General features: G+C 52.5%; 14 protein-coding genes, 3 tRNA genes and 3 rRNA genes. 14 read left to right on the top strand and 6 right to left on the bottom strand.

Going from position 1 to position 22,819, the window contains the following annotated elements:
- Positions 1-26: 26 nt before the first annotated feature.
- The 3 genes from E1N14_RS13070 to E1N14_RS13060 form a co-directional block, all read right to left on the bottom strand.
- The gene (locus E1N14_RS13070; protein WP_062793387.1) at positions 27-1,658 is read right to left on the bottom strand and encodes an aldehyde dehydrogenase (NADP(+)); all 1,632 of its coding nucleotides are present in this window, start codon (positions 1,656-1,658) and stop codon (positions 27-29) included.
- 63 nt (positions 1,659-1,721) lie between these two features.
- On the bottom strand, positions 1,722-2,723 hold the full coding sequence (locus E1N14_RS13065) for a 4-hydroxyproline epimerase (protein WP_025011105.1): 1,002 nt from the start codon (positions 2,721-2,723) through the stop codon (positions 1,722-1,724).
- Positions 2,724-2,749: 26 nt separating this feature from the next.
- Positions 2,750-3,664: a dihydrodipicolinate synthase family protein gene (locus E1N14_RS13060; RefSeq protein WP_025011104.1), complete on the bottom strand. Its 915-nt coding sequence runs from the start codon at positions 3,662-3,664 to the stop codon at positions 2,750-2,752.
- Between the two features lie 187 nt (positions 3,665-3,851).
- Between E1N14_RS13060 and E1N14_RS13055 the strand changes: the two genes are divergently transcribed.
- Positions 3,852-5,123, top strand: coding sequence for an NAD(P)/FAD-dependent oxidoreductase (locus E1N14_RS13055; RefSeq protein ID WP_062793388.1), 1,272 nt, complete (start codon positions 3,852-3,854; stop codon positions 5,121-5,123).
- An 80-nt stretch (positions 5,124-5,203) separates the two neighbouring features.
- Here E1N14_RS13055 and E1N14_RS13050 read toward each other — a convergent pair whose 3' ends face one another.
- A complete protein-coding gene (locus E1N14_RS13050; RefSeq protein WP_062793389.1) occupies positions 5,204-7,531 on the bottom strand; it encodes an OmcA/MtrC family decaheme c-type cytochrome in 2,328 nt (775 codons plus the stop codon).
- A gap of 340 nt (positions 7,532-7,871) precedes the next feature.
- Here E1N14_RS13050 and E1N14_RS13045 point away from each other — a divergent pair, with 340 nt between their 5' ends.
- The 12 genes from E1N14_RS13045 (at position 7,872) to corA (ending at position 20,285) form a co-directional block, all read left to right on the top strand.
- Entirely contained in the window at positions 7,872-8,516 is a 645-nt protein-coding gene (locus tag E1N14_RS13045) for a 4Fe-4S dicluster domain-containing protein (protein ID WP_025011103.1), read from the top strand.
- A 14-nt stretch (positions 8,517-8,530) separates the two neighbouring features.
- Positions 8,531-10,654 carry an aldehyde ferredoxin oxidoreductase gene (locus E1N14_RS13040; protein ID WP_062793390.1) on the top strand — a complete coding sequence of 708 codons (2,124 nt, stop codon included), beginning with the start codon at positions 8,531-8,533 and terminating at the stop codon, positions 10,652-10,654.
- A gap of 3 nt (positions 10,655-10,657) precedes the next feature.
- Positions 10,658-11,182: a hypothetical protein gene (locus E1N14_RS13035; protein WP_025011102.1), complete on the top strand. Its 525-nt coding sequence runs from the start codon at positions 10,658-10,660 to the stop codon at positions 11,180-11,182.
- A 199-nt stretch (positions 11,183-11,381) separates the two neighbouring features.
- A complete protein-coding gene (gene gmhB, locus E1N14_RS13030) occupies positions 11,382-11,936 on the top strand; it encodes a D-glycero-beta-D-manno-heptose 1,7-bisphosphate 7-phosphatase (RefSeq protein WP_025011101.1) in 555 nt (184 codons plus the stop codon).
- Between the two features lie 327 nt (positions 11,937-12,263).
- A 16S ribosomal RNA gene (locus E1N14_RS13025) occupies positions 12,264-13,808 on the top strand.
- A 66-nt stretch (positions 13,809-13,874) separates the two neighbouring features.
- Positions 13,875-13,951: transfer RNA gene (locus tag E1N14_RS13020), tRNA-Ile, on the top strand.
- A 232-nt stretch (positions 13,952-14,183) separates the two neighbouring features.
- Positions 14,184-14,259: transfer RNA gene (locus tag E1N14_RS13015), tRNA-Ala, on the top strand.
- Between the two features lie 439 nt (positions 14,260-14,698).
- Positions 14,699-17,860 (top strand): 23S ribosomal RNA (locus E1N14_RS13010).
- A gap of 91 nt (positions 17,861-17,951) precedes the next feature.
- Positions 17,952-18,027 (top strand) — tRNA-Val (locus E1N14_RS13005).
- 166 nt (positions 18,028-18,193) lie between these two features.
- Positions 18,194-18,309: ribosomal RNA gene (gene rrf / locus E1N14_RS13000) — 5S ribosomal RNA — on the top strand.
- Together the 16S, 23S and 5S rRNA genes with 3 tRNA genes alongside form the textbook arrangement of a ribosomal RNA operon.
- 563 nt (positions 18,310-18,872) lie before the next feature.
- Positions 18,873-19,238 carry a hypothetical protein gene (locus tag E1N14_RS12995; protein ID WP_025889694.1) on the top strand — a complete coding sequence of 122 codons (366 nt, stop codon included), beginning with the start codon at positions 18,873-18,875 and terminating at the stop codon, positions 19,236-19,238.
- 99 nt (positions 19,239-19,337) lie between these two features.
- On the top strand, positions 19,338-20,285 hold the full coding sequence (gene corA, locus E1N14_RS12990; RefSeq protein ID WP_025889695.1) for a magnesium/cobalt transporter CorA: 948 nt from the start codon (positions 19,338-19,340) through the stop codon (positions 20,283-20,285).
- A 25-nt stretch (positions 20,286-20,310) separates the two neighbouring features.
- Here corA and E1N14_RS12985 read toward each other — a convergent pair whose 3' ends face one another.
- Both E1N14_RS12985 and E1N14_RS12980 read right to left on the bottom strand, forming a co-directional pair.
- Positions 20,311-20,622: a DUF3135 domain-containing protein gene (locus E1N14_RS12985; protein ID WP_025011469.1), complete on the bottom strand. Its 312-nt coding sequence runs from the start codon at positions 20,620-20,622 to the stop codon at positions 20,311-20,313.
- A gap of 124 nt (positions 20,623-20,746) precedes the next feature.
- Positions 20,747-22,006: a cyclic di-GMP phosphodiesterase gene (locus E1N14_RS12980; RefSeq protein WP_025011468.1), complete on the bottom strand. Its 1,260-nt coding sequence runs from the start codon at positions 22,004-22,006 to the stop codon at positions 20,747-20,749.
- Positions 22,007-22,120: 114 nt separating this feature from the next.
- Here E1N14_RS12980 and E1N14_RS12975 point away from each other — a divergent pair, with 114 nt between their 5' ends.
- Positions 22,121-22,819, top strand: a complete 699-nt coding sequence (locus E1N14_RS12975; protein ID WP_025011467.1) for a 2OG-Fe(II) oxygenase — start codon at positions 22,121-22,123, stop codon at positions 22,817-22,819.

Here is a 22,819-nt window from a genome sequence, read left to right as displayed (position 1 = left end):
CTCTGCAATGCCGCGCAAGATGTGCTTTAGAAGTAGCGTGCGCCTGGGTGTTGATCCGAAACTTGCCCCTGGTTGAAGCTGTTTGTCAGCTCAGAAGGCAGGTTTTGCAGACTCAAAGGCCTGAGAAAGCGCGCCATAGCCTGAGTGCCTACCGAGGTACTGCGCAGATCTGTGCTGGCGGGGAAGGGGCCACCATGGTTCATGGCATGGCAAACCTCGACGCCAGTTGGCATCTGATTAAAAATCAGTCTGCCTACCTTGTATTGCAGCGCCTCCAAAACGTCCGGATAACCTTGTAAGTCGCTGCTGGTGGCATGGACACTGGCGGTTAACTGGCCATCGAGCGCCTGGATCACAGCCTGCAGTTCGGCTTCACTTTTGACCGTCACCAACAGGGCGAAGGGGCCGAACACTTCTTCCATTAGATCAGGGCTGGCAAGCAAGCTCTCGGCACCGGTTTCCAGCAATAGTGGCCGGGTATGATGCAGCGCCGCGGCGGCTTTACCCTGAGCCAGCAATTCAAGGGCCGGATTGGCGAGCAGCTGCTTGCTCCGGGTTTGAAATGACTCGGCAATTCCCGGGGTTAACATGGGAGCCGCCTCGGTTTCAGTGATAGCCTGACTCAGGACGCTACGGTAACGTGCAAGGGCTTTTTGGCTGGATTCGCTGTCGGCCAATGCCAGAATAAGCCCGGGGCTGGTACAGAATTGCCCCTGAGCCATCAACATCGACTGATGTTGATGGCCGGCGAGGGTTTCTGCCTCGGCTTGCAATTTACCCGGCAGCAGCAGCTGTGGGTTGATTGAGCCCAGTTCGCCATAAAAGGGAATGGGTTTGGCTCTGGCGGCGCAGCAATCGGCCAGGAGCCTCCCTACCTTGAATGAGCCGGTAAAGCCTACTGCCTGAATACCGCTGTGAGATACCAAGCCAGTCGATAGCTCTGGCCTGCGTCCCTGCAATAGGGAAAATACGGCGCTTGGCATATCGCAGCGAGAGGTAGCGCGGGCAATGGCGCGGGCCACCAGTTCACTGGTGGCCGGGTGTGCAGGATGGCCCTTGACAATCACGGGGCAACCGGCTGCCAGTGCCGAGGCACTGTCACCGCCGGCGGTGGAAAATGCCAGCGGGAAGTTGGAGGCACCGAATACGGCAACCGGCCCGAGAGGGAGCTGGGTCAATCTGAGTTCGGGTTTGGGCAGCGGCGTGCGCTCGGGGTTGGCTTTGTCTATCAACAGAGGACTTGGCGTCTCTCTGAGCTCTGATGCGAACAGCCTGAGCTGATTGGCGGTGCGGCCAAGTTCGCCGTTTATCCGCGCTTGTGGCAGGCCGGATTCCAGCATGGCCGCCGCCGTGATAAGCACGCTGTCGTTTTCAAGCTCGGTGGCGATGGCCTCCAGGAAGGCGGCCCTGGCTTGCGGCCGTGTTTGCCGGTACTGAACAAAGGCGGCACCGGCCGCTGTGACTGCCGCATCTATCTGGCGCTCGCCGGCTTCAGCGAAACTGAGCGCCAGCGTTTGATTGGCGACCGGATCCAGGCTTTGAAACCGTTCGACATCTGTCTCACTCTGCCATTGCCCGGCGATTAGATGTTGGCCGGTCAGTTGTGACGCTAACTCCTTGACGAGCGCCTCACGGCGGTTGGGGATCTCTGTTGTCATGGGGTCTCCTTTAATGTGTGGGCACTTGAGTCTGGGCTATCCAGTGTTGACTGTGATGACAGCTCACAGCACCTGGAATCCATAGGCGTAAGGATCCTCATCATCAACCAGGATACTGTTGTGCCCGGTGACTCTGGCCCAGCCTTGAATACTGGGCAAAATAGCCTCGAACTGGCCGACGCGGGTGGTGCCTTCGATACGGCCGATAAACTGGCTGCCAATGATGGATTCATGGGTGTAACTGTCTCCCGCATTGAGCATGCCTTTGGCGTGCAGCTGCGCCATCCTGGCACTGGTACCTGTGCCGCAGGGCGATCTGTCTATCGCCTTGTCACCGTAAAACACCGCATTGGCGCCATTGGATTCCGGGCTCAGACAATCGCCTGTCCACAGTACATGACTGATGCCCTGAACTGTGGCGTCATCCGGGTGAACACATTCGAGCTGCGCCCTGGCCGCTTCCCGTACCAGTGGGCTCCAGCGCAGAATATCGGCGGCGCTCCATTGCCTGAGTCCGGGAAAGTTTTCTTGCGGATCCACTATTACGTAAAAGTTGCCGCCGTAGGCCACATCGACCTTGAGGCAGCCAAGGCCGGGTACGTCGATGACTTTATCCGCATGGGCGAGATAAGCGGCAACGTTGTAGAGCTTTACCCAGTCGACTTTGGCGCCACTGCGTTGATACTCGATGCGTATTTGGCCTGCGGGCACATCGAGCAGCAGTTCACCTTCCCGGCGCGGTGTCAACAAGCCGGCTTCCAGTGCGGCGGTGACTGTGCCTATGGTGCCATGGCCGCACATGGGCAGGCAGCCACTGGTTTCGATAAACAGAATAGAGCCGTCGGCATCGGCCGAGCAGGGCGGGTAGAGAAAAGCCCCGGACATCATGTCATGGCCTCTGGGTTCGAACATCAACGCCTGACGGATCCAGTCAAACTGCGAGAGAAAATGCTGGCGTTTTTCGCTCATGGTCTGGCCCTTAAGTTCAGGATGGCCACTGGTTACCAGGCGTACCGGGTTGCCACATGTGTGGGCATCGATACAGTAAAAAGTCCCTTTGAGCATAAGTTCTCCTTGGTGCCGCTCTTGGCTCAGTCCAGATTATACTTGTCGAGGTCTATGCGCGTTGCCAGTGCCTGCTCAAGCAGTTGCTGTACATAGGCGCGCTCTTCGCCTTCCAGAGGCAATCTTGGCATGCGTACATGTTCACTGCCGCGTCCCACCAGTTCTTCGGCCAGCTTGATGCACTGTACCAGAGTCGGGATGGTGTCCAGTCTCAGCAGCGGCATAAACCAGCGATACAGCTCTCTGGCTTCCTGCAGTCGGCCGGCGCGGGCCAGGCGGTATAAGGTAACAGACTCTCTCGGGAAGACATTTGTCAGGCCGGATATCCAGCCATCGGCTCCCAGAAGCAGTGACTCGAGGGCAATATCATCGACACCGCAAAAGACGATGAAACGGTCGCCGAAGCGGCTCTGCAGTTCGGTCAGACGGCGGGTGTCTGTAGTCGATTCCTTAATGGCGACTATGTTGGGCTCTTTGGCGAGTTCGGCGGTCATTTCCAAATTGATGTCCACTCCATAGCTCACCGGGTTGTTGTAGATCATGATGGGCAGGGTGGTTGCGCGGGCGACGTGGCGGTAATGCGCCTGCACTTCTCTGTCTGTGCCGCGATAAACCACGGCGGGCAATAACATCAGGCCATCGACACCAAGAGCGGCCACATCTTTGGCGTATTCGGCAGCTTGCTCGGCACTGTGCTCGGTGCAGCCGGAGATCACCGGAATTCGCCCGGCGACGGTTTCGACTGTATGTTTGATAAAGGCGCGCTTCTCGGCCGCGCTCAGAGAGGCGTTCTCGCCCACAGTGCCCAGCGCTATGATGCCGTCAATGCCGTCGTGGATCAGGGCTTCCAGCATACGGCGATTGGAGTCAAAGTTGATTGAGCCATCGGCATTGAATTGGGTTGAAATTGCAGGATACACCCCTTGCCAGTTTGGTTTCATGGTACAGACCTCTTGTTGATTTAGTTGTTGTTCTTTATCCCTTGCGGGCTAACAGCTGTGGATATTGTCAGAGATATAGTATATTGTATACAAAAATATTTAACTAAACACAATCAGTGATCGTGGTGATTGGGAAAAGCGTTTCGTTATTTAAGGCTTTTGGCTGCCCGGCGCAGGGAGAAAACAGATGAACAGCAAACAAGATGGCACAGTGTCCTCAAAGGGAGAACTGACGGTTTTAGGGGGTGGCATAGTCGGGCTTTGCTGCGCCATAGCCGCGCAAAAGCAGGGATTCAAGGTGAGCCTGTTGGATAAAGATGAGCCGGGGCGAGGGGCCTCTTTCGGTAATGCCGGACATTTTGCCACCGAGCAGATGTTTCCGCTGGCGTCTTTCTCTCTTGTGCCTCGGCTCCCTGGAATGTTGCTGGACCCGCAAGGCCCGTTTCGGATCCGTCCCGGGTATTTTTTCAAAGCCTTGCCTTGGTTTTGCCGCTTTATGGCCAATATGTTGCCCGCCAAGCGACGTAAAAATGGTGCGGCGATCGCGGCTTTGAACCGTGAAGCCATAGGCGCCATGCGTCGGTTGCTGGCACAAGCCGAGGCCAGCGAGTTGATGTGTGAAAACGGCAGCCTGCTGTTGTTCGAGCGGGATGAAAAAGCTGCCCGGCAGGAGTTTGAGGCCTATACCAAGGCCGGTGTGGCGGTGAAGCTATTGAGTGGTGATGAAGTCAGGCGGCTTGAGCCTTCGCTGTCCGGCAATATCAAGGCTGCACTGTTTTTCACTGAGGTGGCGCATACGCCATCACCTTTTGAACTCTGCAAGCGTTTGGAGTTGCACTTCAAGGCACTCGGTGGGCAGGTGCTGCGCGCCGAGATCGATAAATTGCAGCCGGACAAGCAAGGTGTCCGCCTCGGTGACAGTCAGGGGCAATCCTGGCACTGCGACAGACTATTGCTCTGCTGCGGCGCCTGGTCCAAACCCCTGGCGCAGCAATTGGGCCATGAGGTGCCGCTGGATACCGAACGCGGCTACCACCTGATGATGCCGCAAGTCAGCGGTTTGTCTCGCCCTGTGGCGTCGTTCGAGCGTAAGTTTATCATTACCCCAATGCGCGGCGGTACCCGTTTGGCCGGCACTGTGGAGTTCGGCGGGCTCGAGGCGCCCATGGATCCCTCAAGGGCCGATTGTTTGCTGCCCCATGCCCAGGCGCTGCTGCCAAAGGTATTTTCCTCTGCCAGTGCCGAACAAGGTGAGCGCTGGATGGGGTTCAGACCCTCTTTGCCGGACAGTTTGCCGATACTGGGGGCGAGCTTGAAGCAGAAGGGGGTTTGGTTTGCCTTTGGTCATCAACATCTTGGGCTGACCTGGGCGGCGATAACGGCAGAGTTGCTGGCCAGCGAGTTTGATGGTGACGAGCCGGCGTTATCACTGCAGCCTTACCGGATTGACAGGTTTTGAGCCCGGGAGCCTGTTCACATTCTAATGCAAAATAGAAAAACGGCGCCGAGGCGCCGTTTTTGCCGATGGGAGCGAGTGGGTCAGTCTTTGAGGCCGTGCATCATGTCGACGCCGGTATTACGTCCCTCGGCGTGACATACGGCGCAGCTCTCGCCGCCACTCTGATAGACAGGGCCGCCGCTGGCATCTTTGCGGAAAACACCGCCGAAGGCTTCGGCATGGCTGGCCCATTTTTCCACTTGGATATGACAGCCGCCACAGGCTGCAACCGTTGGAGAATACTCGGCGATTTGGCCTTTCTCGGTTGCGCCGGGAGTGGCAACCAACACGGAGGCGCTCTGACTCAGGCCATCCAGCGTAAGCTGGCCCTTGATATGGCAGGCGCGGCAATCACTGGCCGGTTTCGGATAGGTGGCCGCCTCTCTGTCGGCGCCCATTCCGGCCACAGTGCGGGTACCACTGTGCAGCGAATGCACCATTTCCCTGTAGTTCAGACTGTTGTTCAGGGTACGGATCGCTTTTATTTGATCCATGCCAGGAGTGTGTTTCAGTCCGGCATTCAGGTACATGTTAGTGCCATTGTTGTGGCAGTCGTTGCAGCTCTTGTCGGTCAGGGCCGTAGCTCCTTGAGGCGCATGACAACTGCCACAGCTGTCATTGCCCGGCTGGAAGCGGCTCGCCAGAGTATGAGCGCTGACAACCCGCTGCTGCATGTCGCTGTCATGACAGCGCCGGCAGGCAGCCTCATCGGCAAGGGCTTTATTGCTCGCCGCAGAGCCTGTGAGTGACAAGGGGTTATCGGCAATCACCTCAATGCGGGTAGCGCTTGTATCACAAGCCACAGCAAAGCCTGTCGCGGGATCGGCGCAGACAAGCAGTTTGGCCTGCACCCGAGTCTTGTCCGGCTCACCAAAGTCCGCTGCCTGAAGCGGGCCTATGGCGGCGTTGAGGCTGTGTCCCTGCATGGCCAGGCTGACATCGGCCCCAGGGTTGGCCAAATTCCAAATTTTGCGCTGACCGTTGTTGAGCGGGCGATTGGCAGGTTCGGGATCGCCACTGACCGTTAACCACAATGACTCTATGGCCGGATCGTCTGCAGGCAGGCGGCCTTGGCTGCGAAAATCCAGGCTGATACTCAGCTTGTCGCCATCAATAGCGGCGGAGGAAAGCGCAAAGGCATACTCCTGTTTGATGAGTTTGCTTGTCCTGCCAAGGCTCAGGTGGATTTTACCCGCGCCCTCTGGGTTGCTGGCATCCGGATGGCAGCCTGAGCAGCTTTGTTGCCAGCCTCTGGGGAAGAGTTCTCTATCGTGGAATAAAGCACTGGCGCTGCCATTCCAGCCCTCGGGGGCATCCTTACTGTGGCAGCTCAGGCAGCTGTTATTGCCGGGAATAAAGTATTGGTTGGCCTGCGGCGCCGCATCGGGAATATGACAGCTGTTACAATCCTTGATATCACCGGGATAGTGCAATTGGCTGTAGTCATATTCATGGCCCTGATAGCCAACGACCTTGTACTCGCCTTGGTGAATTTTGTGAGTCAGGGTCGCCATATCAAGCGCCGAGCCGGTTTCTGGGTCGCCCGAGTAACTGGTGTGACACATGACGCAGCCTTCAAAGGCAAAACGCTTGCTGCCGTGCATCAACAAACGCGCCTCACTGTTATCCCTGTCACTGCCGTGGCAGCGATAGCAGGCCTGCTGCTGATCTATCAATACCCGGCTGTCTTCGGTAGCGGCGGCTTGGCCGGTTGCCGGAATAAAGTCATAGACACTGTTGATCAGCATGCTGCTCAGTGAGCTGTCTGCAGCGGGCTTGAGTTCCAGATAGACCCTGTGAGTCTTGTCACTCTCGTAATGGGTATCGAGCCCTTCAAAGCTTGGGTATTGATTGAGCGTCTTGCTGAATTGATAGCGGTAACGCCCCTGGCCCAGGCTCTGCAGGCAGTCGAGTTTACAGTCACTCTCAATCCCGGCTTGCCACTGCGCTGCGGCCTGGGCTGTGGCACCTGTACCCGGCTCAACCAGTTTATTGATATAGCTTATCCATTGGGGAGCGCGGCTTATCTCATAGCGCCCTTCCGCTGGCCTTGTATCACCGTACATGGGTTGAGCACTGCCCAGCTTGGCTATGCCCATGGCCAAGGCTGATACCTGCTCCAGTTGTTCCAGTCCGGTCACGGCAACGCCGTTGGCGTCGCTTAAGAAAAAGTCGACCGAAACCCGGGTTTGCTCATCTATGGTTACGGCTTCGATATTGGCCTGCAGTGATTTGGCTTTGGCAATATTGATCCCCACTTCTCCCGGAGGACCCACCTGGCCGTCATCGCCATCGGAACATGCAGCCAATAAGCAAACCACCAGTGGGGATAGTTTCCACCAGGCGTTTTTAGGCTTGAATTTCATCATTTCCCATTCCTTTATGTTTTAGATTCTGTCGGGATGTCTAATTAGGAATGTATGCAGGCCTTAATCTATTTAATTTGAATAATTTATCTGTGACCATCGTCAATTTGTTCCAGCTATAACTGATAAGCGTAGGTTTGGTCTAAGTTGTTTTTTCTGATTTTTGAAAGAGTGAAAAATTAATATTTGATTTGAGTTTTAGTTAATGAGTTTGGTCGGTTATCCTGTGAGTAAATGTGACTCAGATTGGGAAAAAATGTCTGGATTTAATTAGCATGAATTGTCGGGTATTTGGTGTATGCATATTTAAATAATATTTCTTAAACTAATTAAGGAACGCAATATGATTACCAGACGAGGAATGCTGAAAGGGAGTATGGGGGCAGCCGTAGGCACTGTCTATGGTGGAACGCTCATCAGCTTTCTTACCGGTTGTGGCAGTGACAATGACAGCGATGAAAAGGTTGAGGTGTTACCCGGTGGTTTGATGGTGGTTAATCCGGTTATCTGCGTCAGTTGCCGTCGCTGTGAAATCGCCTGTGGCTGGAACCATGAAGGCGATTGTAGCCCAACCCTGGCAAGGGTCAAAGTCGAACACAACATGAACTATGGGCCTCATGGTGTGCAGTTTAATTACACAGAGCAGCGGGGGGAATGCGGCGATCGCACTGTGGTGCCTGCCACCTGTCGTCATTGTGAAGTTTGTACACAGGTATGTCCGCAGCAGGCCATTTCAACTCATCCGGAAACCGGCGCTAAAGTGATAGATGAAAAGCGCTGCGTTGGCTGTGGTTATTGCGCCGATAAATGTCCACAACAAGTGATTAAAGTCGTACGCAGCAAAATGAAAGCCGTGAAATGCGACCTGTGTCAGGGCGAGCCGGCCTGTGCCCAGGTTTGTCCGACAGGTGCGATTAAATTTTATACCTGGGAACAGGCGGAAGCCGCGCTCGAACAATATGAAAAATATACTGGCCTGATCGGTTAATGAGGTAATTAAAAATGACAGATAAACTTGGCGGATGGGCTGGTAAAGTATTAAGGGTTAATTTAACAACCGGCAATATTACGACAGAATCAACAAATAAATATCATGACTATATAGGTGGTATGGGGATAGGCTACAAGATCCTTTGGGATGGCCATAAAGATAATATCAAGGCCACAGATCCTGAAAATATTATTGTATTCTCCGCCGGCCCGCTAACTGGTTCTGGGGTGATCTGTACGGGTCGTACCACTATAACTTCCCGCAGCCCGGTGATTAAAGATCATCTGATTTCTGATGGACATTTCGGTGGTCACTTTTCACCGGCAATGAAATATGCTGGATTTGATGCCATCGCCATTGAAGGCCGCGCCGCCGCACCGGTATGGCTCAGGGTTGAAGACGGCAAAGTCACGCTGGAATCGGCTGCCGCGCTCTGGGGCAAGGGGATTTTTGATACCCACGCCATGATAGCTGAAATGATGGGCCCCAATGCCCAGGTGGCTGCCATAGGTCAGGCGGGGGAGAATCAGGTGCCCCTGTCAGTGATTATGACTCAAGGTGGACACTCAGCCGGAGGTCATGGCGCCGTGCTCGGGTCAAAGAACTTCAAAGGGATAGGCATCATAGGTACAGGGGCCGTGGCCATTGCCGCCGATAATGCCAACATGCGTCGGCTCGATGACCATATTCTGGGGATTATAGGCGCCAATAACCAAGGGGTTGTGCCATCTACTCCCCAGTCCTGGGCCGAATATTCCAATAGTGGTAGTCGCTGGAAGGCGCGTCCCGGACTTAAATGGGGGCAATCGGATCAACAGATTGAGCTGGGCGAGGTACCCTGGAATGAACGTAACAAGGTAGGATTCCGTACCTCAATGGCCGAGATGTACTTCGGTGAAGAGTACGCCAACAAGTGGATGAAGCGCACCGGTGGTTGTCATGCCTGCCCCATTCGCTGCTTCTGTGAGCTCAAGGTGCCTGAGCTGAAACAGAAATATGGCCGTAAGAGCGAGCATATCTCCAACGTCTGTATGGGATTCCTGGCGCCTCAGTATCTGATGGATACCAAGAAAGGTTCGGAAGAGCACGCGATGACAGGTGCTCTGGGTGGAAACCTGATCGACGATTACGGCATCTGGTGTAACTACGGCCTGATTTCGCACCTGTTCAAGTACCTCAAAAAACACGATATGTTCCAATATCTGTTGCCCAAAGAGGAGTTTGACAGCATCCCTTGGGATCTGTGGGACAAGAAAGATCCGGCGTTCCTTATCGATTTTTACCGCCGTATCGCCTATCGCGAAGGGGAAATTGCCCATATGGCCGATGGCATGTCGGATCTGATTGATCGCTGGAAACTGGATGGGCGTAACCCGGATCTCGGTTATTGGGATATCCACAAAGAATCCTCGGTGAAAATTTTCAATAAGAAGACCAACGCCGCCGTGCACCATGCCAGCGAGACCGCAGGGCAGGTGGGCACCCTGATCAACATGGTGTTCAACCGCGATGCCCAGTGTCACTCCCATATCAATATTGTTAACTGCGGCTTGCCTCAGGACATGATAGAAACCATAGCCGCCGAATTCTGGGGCGAAGGGGCCTTCGATAAGGTGAAGTGGTACACTCCAATCAACCCGGCCAAGGTTAAGTTTGCCAAGTGGTCTTTGGTAAAAAACGTGCTGCACGATTCATTGACTCTCTGTAACTGGATGTTCCCCTTGCTGGCTTCGCCGGACAAGAATCGCAACTACCGTGGAGACAGCACCATAGAATCCCAGATGTTCTCTCTGGTCACAGGCAAGGAAGTGACTGAGACTGAGCTCGACTTTATGGCCGAGCGGGTACTGCATCTGCACCGAGCGCTGACCATCATTCAAATGAATGAGATGAATATGCGCAATGAGCACGATGTGCTTTGCGACTGGGTTTACGACCTGGACCCCGACAAGGCTTTTGGCGATGAAGGCACCATCAAGATGGACAGGGACGATATTCAAAAGGCGTTGGATATGTTCTATGACGATTTTGGTTGGGACAGGCAAACCGGGGCACCGCTGAGGTCAACCCTGGAAAAATTCGGCCTGGGTTATGCAGCCGATGCGCTGGAGGCCCGTGGCTTGTTGCCGGGATAAGCCATGCTGGAACTGGTGGACTTTATCCGGTTGTTCAGCCAACACGGACGCCTGGTTTCCCTGCCGCAGCTGTTGGCTGTGGCGGGGGATGACGCAGAGAAGGCTGTGGATGCGGTGCAAGAGTACATCCATTTGATCCTGGCGCCTGAACACAGGGATCTGAAGATGCGCATATCTGAGGATGAGCACTTCTTCTATTCAGACCGTTACATGGTAGACAGCTATGCCAACCGTTGGTTGGCACTGCAACGCGGGGAGGTTGCCGCGACCCTGGCGCAGCAGATACGCGAAGCCAGTTGTCGCCATACTGCTGTGCTTGAGGCTTCAGTTTTGGGGTATCCTCCCTACAGCCTAGATGCCGAAGCGCAGCAGGCGCTGCGACAACAGTTGCTGGCGATGCCAGAATATGACGACATACGTTATGACACCGGCAGCGATGGCAAGGGGTATTACTTTTCTACCGATGGCCTGAGTCCTGAATATGCCAGAGTGCTTGCAGACTACGACCCGTTTGAATGGTCATGCTGAGCCCGGAAGTCTGATGTCTCCCTGCGGGCGTGCTCCCGAACATCAGGCACTCGGGGTCAGCGCCCATCTCCCCCCCGGGCCTGAATGCCCGGGTTTTCTTATTCTATGTCCTGAAGCCCACAACATAAGTTTGTTACCACAGTGCATTTTGCCCCAATGAGTGGAATAATATCGCCATTCGCTTTCTGGGAGGCAAACAGTGAACCGAGCGGTTTTTTTGGATAGAGATGGTGTAATCAATGTCGATCACGGCTATGTGCACCAAATAGATGATTTTGAATATATCGAAGGCGTCTTCGAAGCTTGCCTGGCGTTGAAGCAACAAGGCTATAAGCTGGTGGTGGTGACCAATCAGTCAGGGATTGCCCGTGGACTCTACACTGAAGAGCAGTTTGCCAGCCTGACCGAATGGATGGATTGGAACTTTGCCGACAAGGGCGTGGATCTCGATGGTATCTATTACTGCCCGCACCATCCGGAGAAGGGCATAGGTGAATACAAGCAGGATTGTGACTGCCGTAAACCCAAGGCCGGAATGATCAACAGTGCTGCCAGTTTTCTTAAGCTGGATCTTGCTGCCAGTGTAATGGTCGGTGACAAGGCCGATGATATGCGCGCCGCCAAAGCGGCGGGGATCCCGGTGCGGATCCTGGTCAGAAGTGGCAAAGAGGTGACTCAGGAAGCCATGGATGAGGCGAGCGTAGTACTGGATAGCATTGCCGATGTACCTAAATATCTGGCATCACTGGCCTAATTTGGCGGATTATTGGACTTCTTGGTGTAATAGTAATCACTCGAAGACTTTGATAAGAAAAATCGCCTTTTAGGGGTTGCGCAAAAATTCAGGCTCCCTATAATGCGCAACCACTGACCCGCGACAGGGTCTGGAAGTCAAAGATTCAAGCATCGAATGCTTTAAGTTGAAATGCTTGGCTGGCTTCTTTTGCTCTTTAACAATCTATCAAGCAATCTGTGTGGACACTCACAGGCATTGAGAAATCGACAAAACGATTTAACTCGATGAAGAGTGTTCATACGAACAGAATTCATTGAGTCGAACCTTCGGGTTCAACCAAAACTTTAATTGAAGAGTTTGATCATGGCTCAGATTGAACGCTGGCGGCAGGCCTAACACATGCAAGTCGAGCGGTAACATTTCAAAAGCTTGCTTTTGAAGATGACGAGCGGCGGACGGGTGAGTAATGCCTGGGAATTTGCCCATTTGTGGGGGATAACAGTTGGAAACGACTGCTAATACCGCATACGCCCTACGGGGGAAAGCAGGGGACCTTCGGGCCTTGCGCTGATGGATAAGCCCAGGTGGGATTAGCTAGTAGGTGAGGTAAAGGCTCACCTAGGCGACGATCCCTAGCTGGTCTGAGAGGATGATCAGCCACACTGGGACTGAGACACGGCCCAGACTCCTACGGGAGGCAGCAGTGGGGAATATTGCACAATGGGGGAAACCCTGATGCAGCCATGCCGCGTGTGTGAAGAAGGCCTTCGGGTTGTAAAGCACTTTCAGCGAGGAGGAAAGGGTGTAAGTTAATACCTTACATCTGTGACGTTACTCGCAGAAGAAGCACCGGCTAACTCCGTGCCAGCAGCCGCGGTAATACGGAGGGTGCGAGCGTTAATCGGAATTACTGGGCGTAAAGCGTGCGCAGGCGGTTTGTTAAGCGAGATGTGAAAGCCCCGGGCTCAACCTGGGAACCGCATTTCGAACTGGCAAACTAGAGTCTTGTAGAGGGGGGTAGAATTCCAGGTGTAGCGGTGAAATGCGTAGAGATCTGGAGGAATACCGGTGGCGAAGGCGGCCCCCTGGACAAAGACTGACGCTCAGGCACGAAAGCGTGGGGAGCAAACAGGATTAGATACCCTGGTAGTCCACGCCGTAAACGATGTCTACTCGGAGTTTGGTGTCTTGAACACTGGGCTCTCAAGCTAACGCATTAAGTAGACCGCCTGGGGAGTACGGCCGCAAGGTTAAAACTCAAATGAATTGACGGGGGCCCGCACAAGCGGTGGAGCATGTGGTTTAATTCGATGCAACGCGAAGAACCTTACCTACTCTTGACATCCAGAGAACTTAGCAGAGATGCTTTGGTGCCTTCGGGAACTCTGAGACAGGTGCTGCATGGCTGTCGTCAGCTCGTGTTGTGAAATGTTGGGTTAAGTCCCGCAACGAGCGCAACCCCTATCCTTACTTGCCAGCGGGTAATGCCGGGAACTTTAGGGAGACTGCCGGTGATAAACCGGAGGAAGGTGGGGACGACGTCAAGTCATCATGGCCCTTACGAGTAGGGCTACACACGTGCTACAATGGTCAGTACAGAGGGTTGCGAAGCCGCGAGGTGGAGCTAATCCCATAAAGCTGGTCGTAGTCCGGATTGGAGTCTGCAACTCGACTCCATGAAGTCGGAATCGCTAGTAATCGTGGATCAGAATGCCACGGTGAATACGTTCCCGGGCCTTGTACACACCGCCCGTCACACCATGGGAGTGGGCTGCACCAGAAGTAGATAGCTTAACCTTCGGGAGGGCGTTTACCACGGTGTGGTTCATGACTGGGGTGAAGTCGTAACAAGGTAGCCCTAGGGGAACCTGGGGCTGGATCACCTCCTTACCTAAGCGATAATTGGTGTTTGTTGAGTGTTCACACAGATTGCTTGATAAAAGAAGTAGAGCATGGGGGTCTGTAGCTCAGGTGGTTAGAGCGTTCGCCTGATAAGCGAGAGGTCGGTAGTTCGAGTCTACTCAGACCCACCAATTCTTCCGCTATTCTGCGTTAAACAGGTCTCGTTTACTCCAGTAAACTTCCTCCCTGTTTACCTTGACTAGCGTCGAAGGAATGAACAAGTCAATGTTCAAGACTGTTTGCGAGAGATTTTTATCGGGTTCGAGGCAGCCGAGCGATGAGTGAAGGCGTTTAGTTAACTAAATGACTGAGCGAAGAGGCGAAGGCTAACAACGAAATCGGTAAAAAGAACTGCAAAGAAACGGGGCTATAGCTCAGCTGGGAGAGCGCCTGCCTTGCACGCAGGAGGTCTGCGGTTCGATCCCGCATAGCTCCACCACTTCCCTTGGAAGTGCTGGAACCGTCACTCTACAAAGGACGAGAGACGCCAAAGATAAGTCAGTATTTATCTTTGGCTTTTTTAAGCCCGCTCTTTAACAATTTGGAAAGCTGATAGTAGACATCAAAACCTCTCTTCGGAGTGGATTTGATGCATACAAATTGAGTTCTCAAACACTTCAATCAAGTGTTTTGGAAATTCTTCAAGGCGAGTCCACTTCCTTAACCCGGAGGTGAGACAAGTAAACCTAAGCTGGTTGCAATACAACCCGTGTTTTCCGCTATGTTACCGATAAGGTAGCGAAGTCAGGCGACATGGTGTCTAAGTGGTGATTTGAGTGAGGAAAGAGTGTAGCAGCGCTACATGACTGACGAATGAAAAGCACAATAACGACAACATGAGTACTGACAAGCGAGATGAAAACTCATCCGGGTTGTATGGTTAAGCGACCAAGCGTATACGGTGGATGCCTTGGCAGTCAGAGGCGATGAAGGACGTAGTAACTTGCGAAAAGCGTTGGTGAGCTAGTAACAAGCATTTGAGCCAGCGATGTCCGAATGGGGAAACCCGGCACCATAAGGTGTCATCACTAAGTGAATACATAGCTTAGTGAGGCGAACGAGGGGAACTGAAACATCTAAGTACCCTTAGGAAAAGAAATCAACCGAGATTCCCCAAGTAGCGGCGAGCGAACGGGGATTAGCCCTTAAGTCTTTGGGGTGTTAGTGGAATGTGTTGGAAAGCACAGCGGCACAGGGTGATAGCCCCGTACATGTAAACTAACCAGAGATGAAATCGAGTAAGGCGGCACACGTGATATGTTGTCTGAATATGGGGGGACCATCCTCCAAGGCTAAATACTCCTGACTGACCGATAGTGAACCAGTACCGTGAGGGAAAGGCGAAAAGAACCCCTGTGAGGGGAGTGAAATAGAACCTGAAACCGTATACGTACAAGCAGTGGAAGCCCCATCACCAGATTGCTTTTTGCAGTAGCAGTCAATTAGGCGATTGCCTAGATTATTCATGGAAAGACTAAAAGGAACTTTATATGAAACGACTACTGCTAATTCTGTGTGTGGCAATAGGTTCTGTATCCTCAGTTAGTGCAAATCCTGGATTTTGTGAAGATGGATACTATGACCCTGAAAATCCGTTTTTTTGTCCAAAAAAAGACTGATATTTAACACCGTAGTAGTGGACTATTTAATTTAAAGAATTGGTTCACGGTGAGAGTAATTTGGGATGGGGTGACTGCGTACCTTTTGTATAATGGGTCAGCGACTTACATTTAGTAGCGAGGTTAAGCGAATAGCGGAGCCGTAGGGAAACCGAGTGTTAACTGCGCGTTTAGTTGCTAGGTGTAGACCCGAAACCCGGTGATCTAGCCATGGGCAGGTTGAAGGTTGAGTAACATCAACTGGAGGACCGAACCGACTAATGTTGAAAAATTAGCGGATGACTTGTGGCTGGGGGTGAAAGGCCAATCAAACCGGGAGATATCTGGTTCTCCTCGAAAGCTATTTAGGTAGCGCCTCGGACGAACACCTTTGGGGGTAGAGCACTGTTAAGGCTAGGGGGTCATCCCGACTTACCAACCCTTTGCAAACTCCGAATACCAAAGAGTGCTATCCGGGAGACAGACGGCGGGTGCTAACGTCCGTCGTCAAAAGGGAAACAACCCAGACCGTCAGCTAAGGTCCCAAAGTAATTGCTAAGTGGGAAACGATGTGGGAAGGCTTAGACAGCTAGGATGTTGGCTTAGAAGCAGCCATCATTTAAAGAAAGCGTAATAGCTCACTAGTCGAGTCGGCCTGCGCGGAAGATGTAACGGGGCTAAGCAATTCACCGAAGCTACGGGTACTGATGCTTGCATCAGTGCGGTAGAGGAGCGTTCTGTAAGCCGTTGAAGGCGAAGGGGTAACCCACGCTGGAGGTATCAGAAGTGCGAATGCTGACATGAGTAACGATAAAGGGGGTGAAAAACCCCCTCGCCGAAAGACCAAGGGTTCCTGTCCAACGTTAATCGGGGCAGGGTGAGTCGACCCCTAAGGCGAGGCTGAAAGGCGTAGTCGATGGGAAACGGGTTAATATTCCCGTACTTCTGCTAACTGCGATGGAGAGACGGAGAAGGCTAGGCCGGCGCGGCGTTGGTAGTCCGCGTTTAAGGTAGTAGGTGGTGTGCTTAGGCAAATCCGGGCACACATACACTGAGAGCTGACGACGAGTCCCTAAGGGGATGAAGTGGTTGATGCCATGCTTCCAGGAAAATCTTCTAAGCTTCAGGTTAGCAGGAATCGTACCCCAAACCGACACAGGTGGTCGGGTAGAGAATACCAAGGCGCTTGAGAGAACTCGGCTGAAGGAACTAGGCAAAATGGTACCGTAACTTCGGGAGAAGGTACGCTCCTGTTGGTGATGAGACTTGCTCTCTGAGCTGACGGGAGTCGCAGATACCAGGTGGCTGCAACTGTTTATCAAAAACACAGCACTGTGCAAAATCGCAAGATGACGTATACGGTGTGACGCCTGCCCGGTGCCGGAAGGTTAATTGATTGGGTTATCTTCGGAGAAGCTCATGATCGAAGCCCCGGTAAACGGCGGCCGTAACTATAACGGTCCTAAGGTAGCGAAATTCCTTGTCGGGTAAGTTCCGACCTGCACGAATGGCGTAATGATGGCCACGCTGTCTCCAGCCGAGACTCAGTGAAGTTGAAATTGCGGTGAAGATGCCGTATACCCGCGGCTAGACGGAAAGACCCCGTGAACCTTTACTATAGCTTGGCACTGAACATTGACCCTACATGTGTAGGATAGGTGGGAGACTATGAAGATGAGACGCCAGTCTTGTTGGAGTCAACCTTGAAATACCACCCTTGTAGTGTTGATGTTCTAACCTGGGCCCCTAATCGGGGTTAGGGACAGTGCCTGGTGGGTAGTTTGACTGGGGCGGTCTCCTCCCAAAGAGTAACGGAGGAGCACGAAGGTTGGCTAAGTACGGTCGGACATCGTACGGTTAGTGTAATGGCATAAGCCAGCTTAACTGCGAGACAGACACGTCGAGCAGGTGCGAAAGCAGGTCATAGTGATCCGGTGGTTCTGAATGGAAGGGCCATCGCTCAACGGATAAAAGGTACTCCGGGGATAACAGGCTGATACCGCCCAAGAGTTCATATCGACGGCGGTGTTTGGCACCTCGATGTCGGCTCATCACATCCTGGGGCTGAAGTCGGTCCCAAGGGTATGGCTGTTCGCCATTTAAAGTGGTACGCGAGCTGGGTTCAGAACGTCGTGAGACAGTTCGGTCCCTATCTGCCGTGGGCGTTGGATGATTGAGGGGAGCTGCTCCTAGTACGAGAGGACCGGAGTGGACGAACCGCTGGTGTTCGGGTTGTCATGCCAATGGCATTGCCCGGTAGCTACGTTCGGAATCGATAACCGCTGAAAGCATCTAAGCGGGAAGCGAGCCCCAAGATGAGTCATCCCTAGGGCCTAGAGCCCTCTGAAGAGCCGTTCGAGACCAGGACGTTGATAGGCAGGGTGTGTAAGCGTTGCGAGGCGTTGAGCTAACCTGTACTAATGACTCGAGAGGCTTAACCATACAACCCAGATGGGTTTTACGGACTTGAAGAAGTTAGATACTTGATTGAAGTTTGAACTCAGGCTCTGAAAAGAGCACAGCCAAGAATACCGGTCGCTTAGCTCAGCCGGGAGAGCACCTCCCTTACAAGGAGGGGGTCACTGGTTCGATCCCAGTAGCGACCACCATATTTCAAAGCAACAGCTTTCTGAATTGAAGAACAAAGGTTAATGACGCAGGTAATTGTTTGGCTGACAAAGCCGTGACGAGCGAGCCGCGCAGTGTACTGAAGTACATGAGCAGTGTAGCGAGGAAACAATACCGTCAGACGGACAATTAACCAGTAAGAATATGTCTGGTGACAATAGCATTGTGGTCCCACCTGATCCCATCCCGAACTCAGAAGTGAAACGCAATCGCGCCGATGGTAGTGTGGGGTCTCCCCATGTGAGAGTAGGTCATCGCCAGACGCCCAATAAACGATGGATCCCCAGCACTTTGTGTTGGGGATTTTTCGTTTTAATTGCATTTTGAAATGTCCACTCTCACATGGGGAAGATAAAGAGTCCGAACGCAGTGAGGCACAATCCCATGTGGAGTAGGGTGAGGTTGTCGCGTTTATCAAACTCAGTTTGATGCGACAAACGAACGCGGAGAGCTTGCTCGAAGCTGGCTATCGCCAGACGGCTAATACCAATTTGATTAATTGTCTGGTCAGGTTTATCCAGTCTCTGGAGCACAGAGATTTAATCCGACCGGTATCATCTAAAGGCACTCGAGGCTTAAGTAGCGAAGGGTTTATCTCGCTTCCAGCGAGCATGACTTTCATGGCAGTCATATACTTCAGCTCGCCGTGGTGCAGTTTCATGTCACAAGCACTCATCAAAATCTGTTGTCATATGCTATCAATCCAAAGGCTTTAAGATGTTACTGGTGGCTTTATGATACAGCTAACTGTCATGGACAGGCTTTTCCTTTATAATTAACAATTTGATGCTTTCATATATTCTTGGTTAAGAATGAGGAGTCGAGCTTGCTGACCAAAATTCTGCTGACGGCCTTGGTATTGGTACTGGCGTGGACCATGCTCAAGCGAAGGGCAAGCCCTGAAGTGAGGCAGAAGGAGATTGCCGAGCCGTTGCCCCTGTTCAAACGCTTTCTGGTCCCGGGAGCCGTGGGCGTGACCTTGATACTGGCCTGCGGCTTTTTTGCCTGGCAGTGGTTTGATGGTTATCAGGTGGTTTCCGTGACCTTGGTTTCACCCAAGGAGGAGCGGCGGGAAGTTTATCAGGTGCGCAAGAAAGATATCTCAACTAATGAATTGGTTACCGTGGATGGACTTAGGATCCGCCTTTCCAGTGAGGAGCGTTTGATGATAGCCGAGAAAAGTGTTCCCTGACGCCATTGAGCACTTTCCATTAATGGCTTATCAGGTAAACTAGGCACATTTTTTTGCCGGGCATTTCTTTCTACGGCACGGCTATCTTCAGGAGGACCCATGATTACTGCATACACCTATCAGGATCAGCAGCTTAAAATTATTGAGCTGACAATAGAAGACGGTCTTCCGGAGCAAACTCTGTGGTTGGATCTCTACAAACCGGATGACGATGAACGGGATTGGTTGAGTCGTTACTCGGTGGAAGAGGTACCCGACGAGGAAGATATCAATGAGATTGAGGCCTCGGCACGTTTCTATCAAAACAAAGACGGCTTGCATATCAACTCTCTGTTTCCGCAGCGGGTTGGCCAGGATGTTCGTGGCGTCAACGTCTCATTCAACCTGCGTAGCCGGTTTTTGGTTACCATACGTGAAGAGGATGTCGGTCTTATTCGTTTGCTGCGTAACTATTTGCGCCTCGGACGCATCATGGTGGCCACGCCTCAAGCGCTGTTTATCGAACTCTTTAATCTTAAGGTAGAGTACCTCTCTGACTTGATTGAAGATGTTTACACTGTGCTGGAAAACGTTGGTGAGCAGGTGTTTGAGAGTAATGAACTCGATGATGTGTTCAAGCTGATCACCTTGCAGGAAGATTCCAACGGCAAGATACGTTTGAGTCTACTCGATACCCAAAGATCTCTGCGTTACATACAGAAGTATTACCGTAAAGAGTTGGCCGAAGATGAGCTCAAGGAGATCCGTGAGATGTTGTCGGACATCGAATCTCTTATGCCTCACAGTCAGTTTATCTTCGACAAACTCAACTTCTTATTGGATGCTGCCATGGGTTTCAGTGGCTTGCAGCAAAACAAGATCATTAAAATCTTCTCGGTTGCGGCCGTGGTCTTTCTGCCGCCAACCCTGATTGCCAGTAGCTACGGGATGAACTTCAGAGAGATGCCTGAGCTTGAGTGGTACTTCGGTTACCCTATGGCGCTGGTGATGATGTTGGCCAGTGCGGCAGGCACTTACCTGTTTTTCCGCCGCAAAGGTTGGCTGTAACGTTGTAAGGGCTTTAGCACCTTGGTTACAGGGGCTTGCGCCTTAATGGTATCACCTGAGCCTTGTGATCTCTGTACTGGTCCGGTGCTTCCAACACGCTCGCCAACGCGGCGAACTTGTGGCGCATAATGCGGATGCTGACCAGGCATCTGTGATAGGGGTTATTGCAGCGTGCCAGACTCTGCTGCAGGTGGTGTTTAATGGTTCTGAGCTGGTCCTGGTTGGAGTCGGAACCATTGATCAACTCATCACTCAAACGCTCCTGTAGCTTGTCCAATTCTTCAGGCTGGTTTTGAGCCAGCCACATCAAGGTGTCAAAATCCGGTAGTTCTGTCATTGCCGGCCTCCGCCTGTGAGGGGTGAGCCTGGTTTCAGGCTACCCAAATCCAGGTTGCAACAACAAGATTAGTTCAGTCTAACTATGATGGCGATAATGACTTTGGTTATATAGGCCGAAGGGCTCAGCCTTTGCTTTCGCTGCCGAAGTAATAGCTGACCCGTTCTCTGGGATTGAGATACTTGAAGATTTTCTCCGGCAGGGCCGCCGGTGGCAGGCAGCGCACAATAGAAAGGCCTTCTGCTTCCAAGTCGATAATCGGTGCCTGATCTTTGGGCACCAGAGCGTCATATACCAGAATTCGTGGCAGCAGTAGCTTATCCAGGTTGACCGACATTACCAGCCCATATTGACCGGAAGAGAGTTCGACCACGCTGCCGGGAGGATAGACCCCGAGCATCTTGATCATCTTGCCGACATATTCCTGATTCAGCTTCCCCTTGGAGTATTTATACAGATAGCCCAGAGCAGCATAAGGCGTTTTGGCCTTGGATTGCACTCCAGGGTGACAAAGAGAGTCATATTGGTTCACCACAGCCACCAACTGGGCGGTCTGGCTCAGTTCATCGGCTTTCAGGCCTCTTGGGAAACCGCTGCCATCGAGCAGCTCATGGTGATTGGTGATAACGTCCCTGGCATTTTCCGGAAAATCGGCTGCCAGCTTGATGAACTCTGCGCCCATCAACGGGTGCTGATTCAGCAGGTTTTGTTCGGGTTTGTTCAGTGGCTCCTGCTTACGCAGTATCTGGCTTGGCAGTTTGAGCTTGCCTACGTCATGGAACAGTGAACCCAGGCCCACGGCCTCGATATCTTCTCTGGGCCATTGCAACTCTTTGGCTACCAACATGGCGAGAATGGCTACGTTGAGAGAGTGAAAATAGATGCCTTCGTCTTTATCCGAATCGGCCATCAAATGGAGGATAAGGTTGTCGGAGGATAACAGTTGCTCGGCTATGTCACGCACCAAGTCCTGCGCCTCGGTAACAGCATTCAGAGGCCGGCTGCGTAGTTTGTTGACCAGATTGCGCATTCTTGCCAGTGAACGGTCAAAATGTTCCTCTGTCTTATGCAGCTCACGGCGCATTTTCTTGAGGATCTCGATTCGCCTTTGCTTGTCGCTTTCCATCTGTTGTTGCAGAGAGTCGACTTCCTGTGGATTTTCCACCGGGGCAGGCTGCTGATCGGCCGGTAGCGGCGGGGTATCACTGCGATCCGGCACCACGAACACGCTGTCTATGCCCAGCTTGCGGATAAGCTCAATTTGAGCCTGTTGTTTGATACGGAAGCTACTGAAAAGAAAAGGGTGATCTTTCCACGCCAGTGGAAGGCGGACGAAGTTGCCTACCTGCAGTTGTTGGACACTGACTCTACAGCTCTTGTTCATTCAAATCATCTTTTTTAAGCAATCGAATCATTTTAGCGCAAAGAGTACGCTTTACAATTAGTTAGCTCACATGTAAGCATGTTTGGATAAAAAATTAATCAAATTGAGATTTTTATGGACTTTATCGAAGTATATCCCAATGCCATTCCTGATGAGTTATGCGATCGTCTTATTGCCGCCTTTGATGCTCATCCGGGTGTTACTGAGGGCCGCACAGGCCATGGTGTCGACAAGGAAAAGAAAATCAGCCGCGATCTGACATTGGATCAGTATCCCGAGTTGCAGCCTCTGCGCAATGAGTTGCTGGGCCACACACTAAAGCATGCCGGGCGATACTTTGATAAGTATGCCATGGCACTGATGGGAGCCGTTGCCGTGCAGGTGGCTGATGAGTCCGGCAATGCAGTAACCCTGACACCGGATAACTATGCTCGTCTGGGAGCCCCCAGAGCCGAGGCGCTGGTACAATACCTTTATCGTAGTGGTACCATCAATCTGCAAAGATATCAGCGCGATGTCGGTGGTTATCCTCATTGGCATTCTGAGCAGTTTCCCCAGGCCGGTCACAACGACGCCCTTCACAGAGTGGTGCTTTACATGTTCTATCTCAATGATGTGGCCGAAGGCGGGGAGACTGAATTCTTTTATCAGCAGCGCAAAATTGCGCCAAAGAAGGGCACTATGGTGATAGCACCGGCGGGATTTACCCATAGCCACAGAGGGAATCGTCCCAAGAGTGATGACAAGTATATTGCCACCTCCTGGATCATGTTTAACCGCGCCGAGCAACTTTATGGGCCAACCCGGCGCTGA

It is taken from the genome of Shewanella algae, assembly GCF_009183365.2.
GTDB classification, from domain to species: Bacteria; Pseudomonadota; Gammaproteobacteria; order Enterobacterales; family Shewanellaceae; genus Shewanella; species Shewanella algae.
This window is presented reverse-complemented; position numbering and strand designations above follow the sequence as displayed.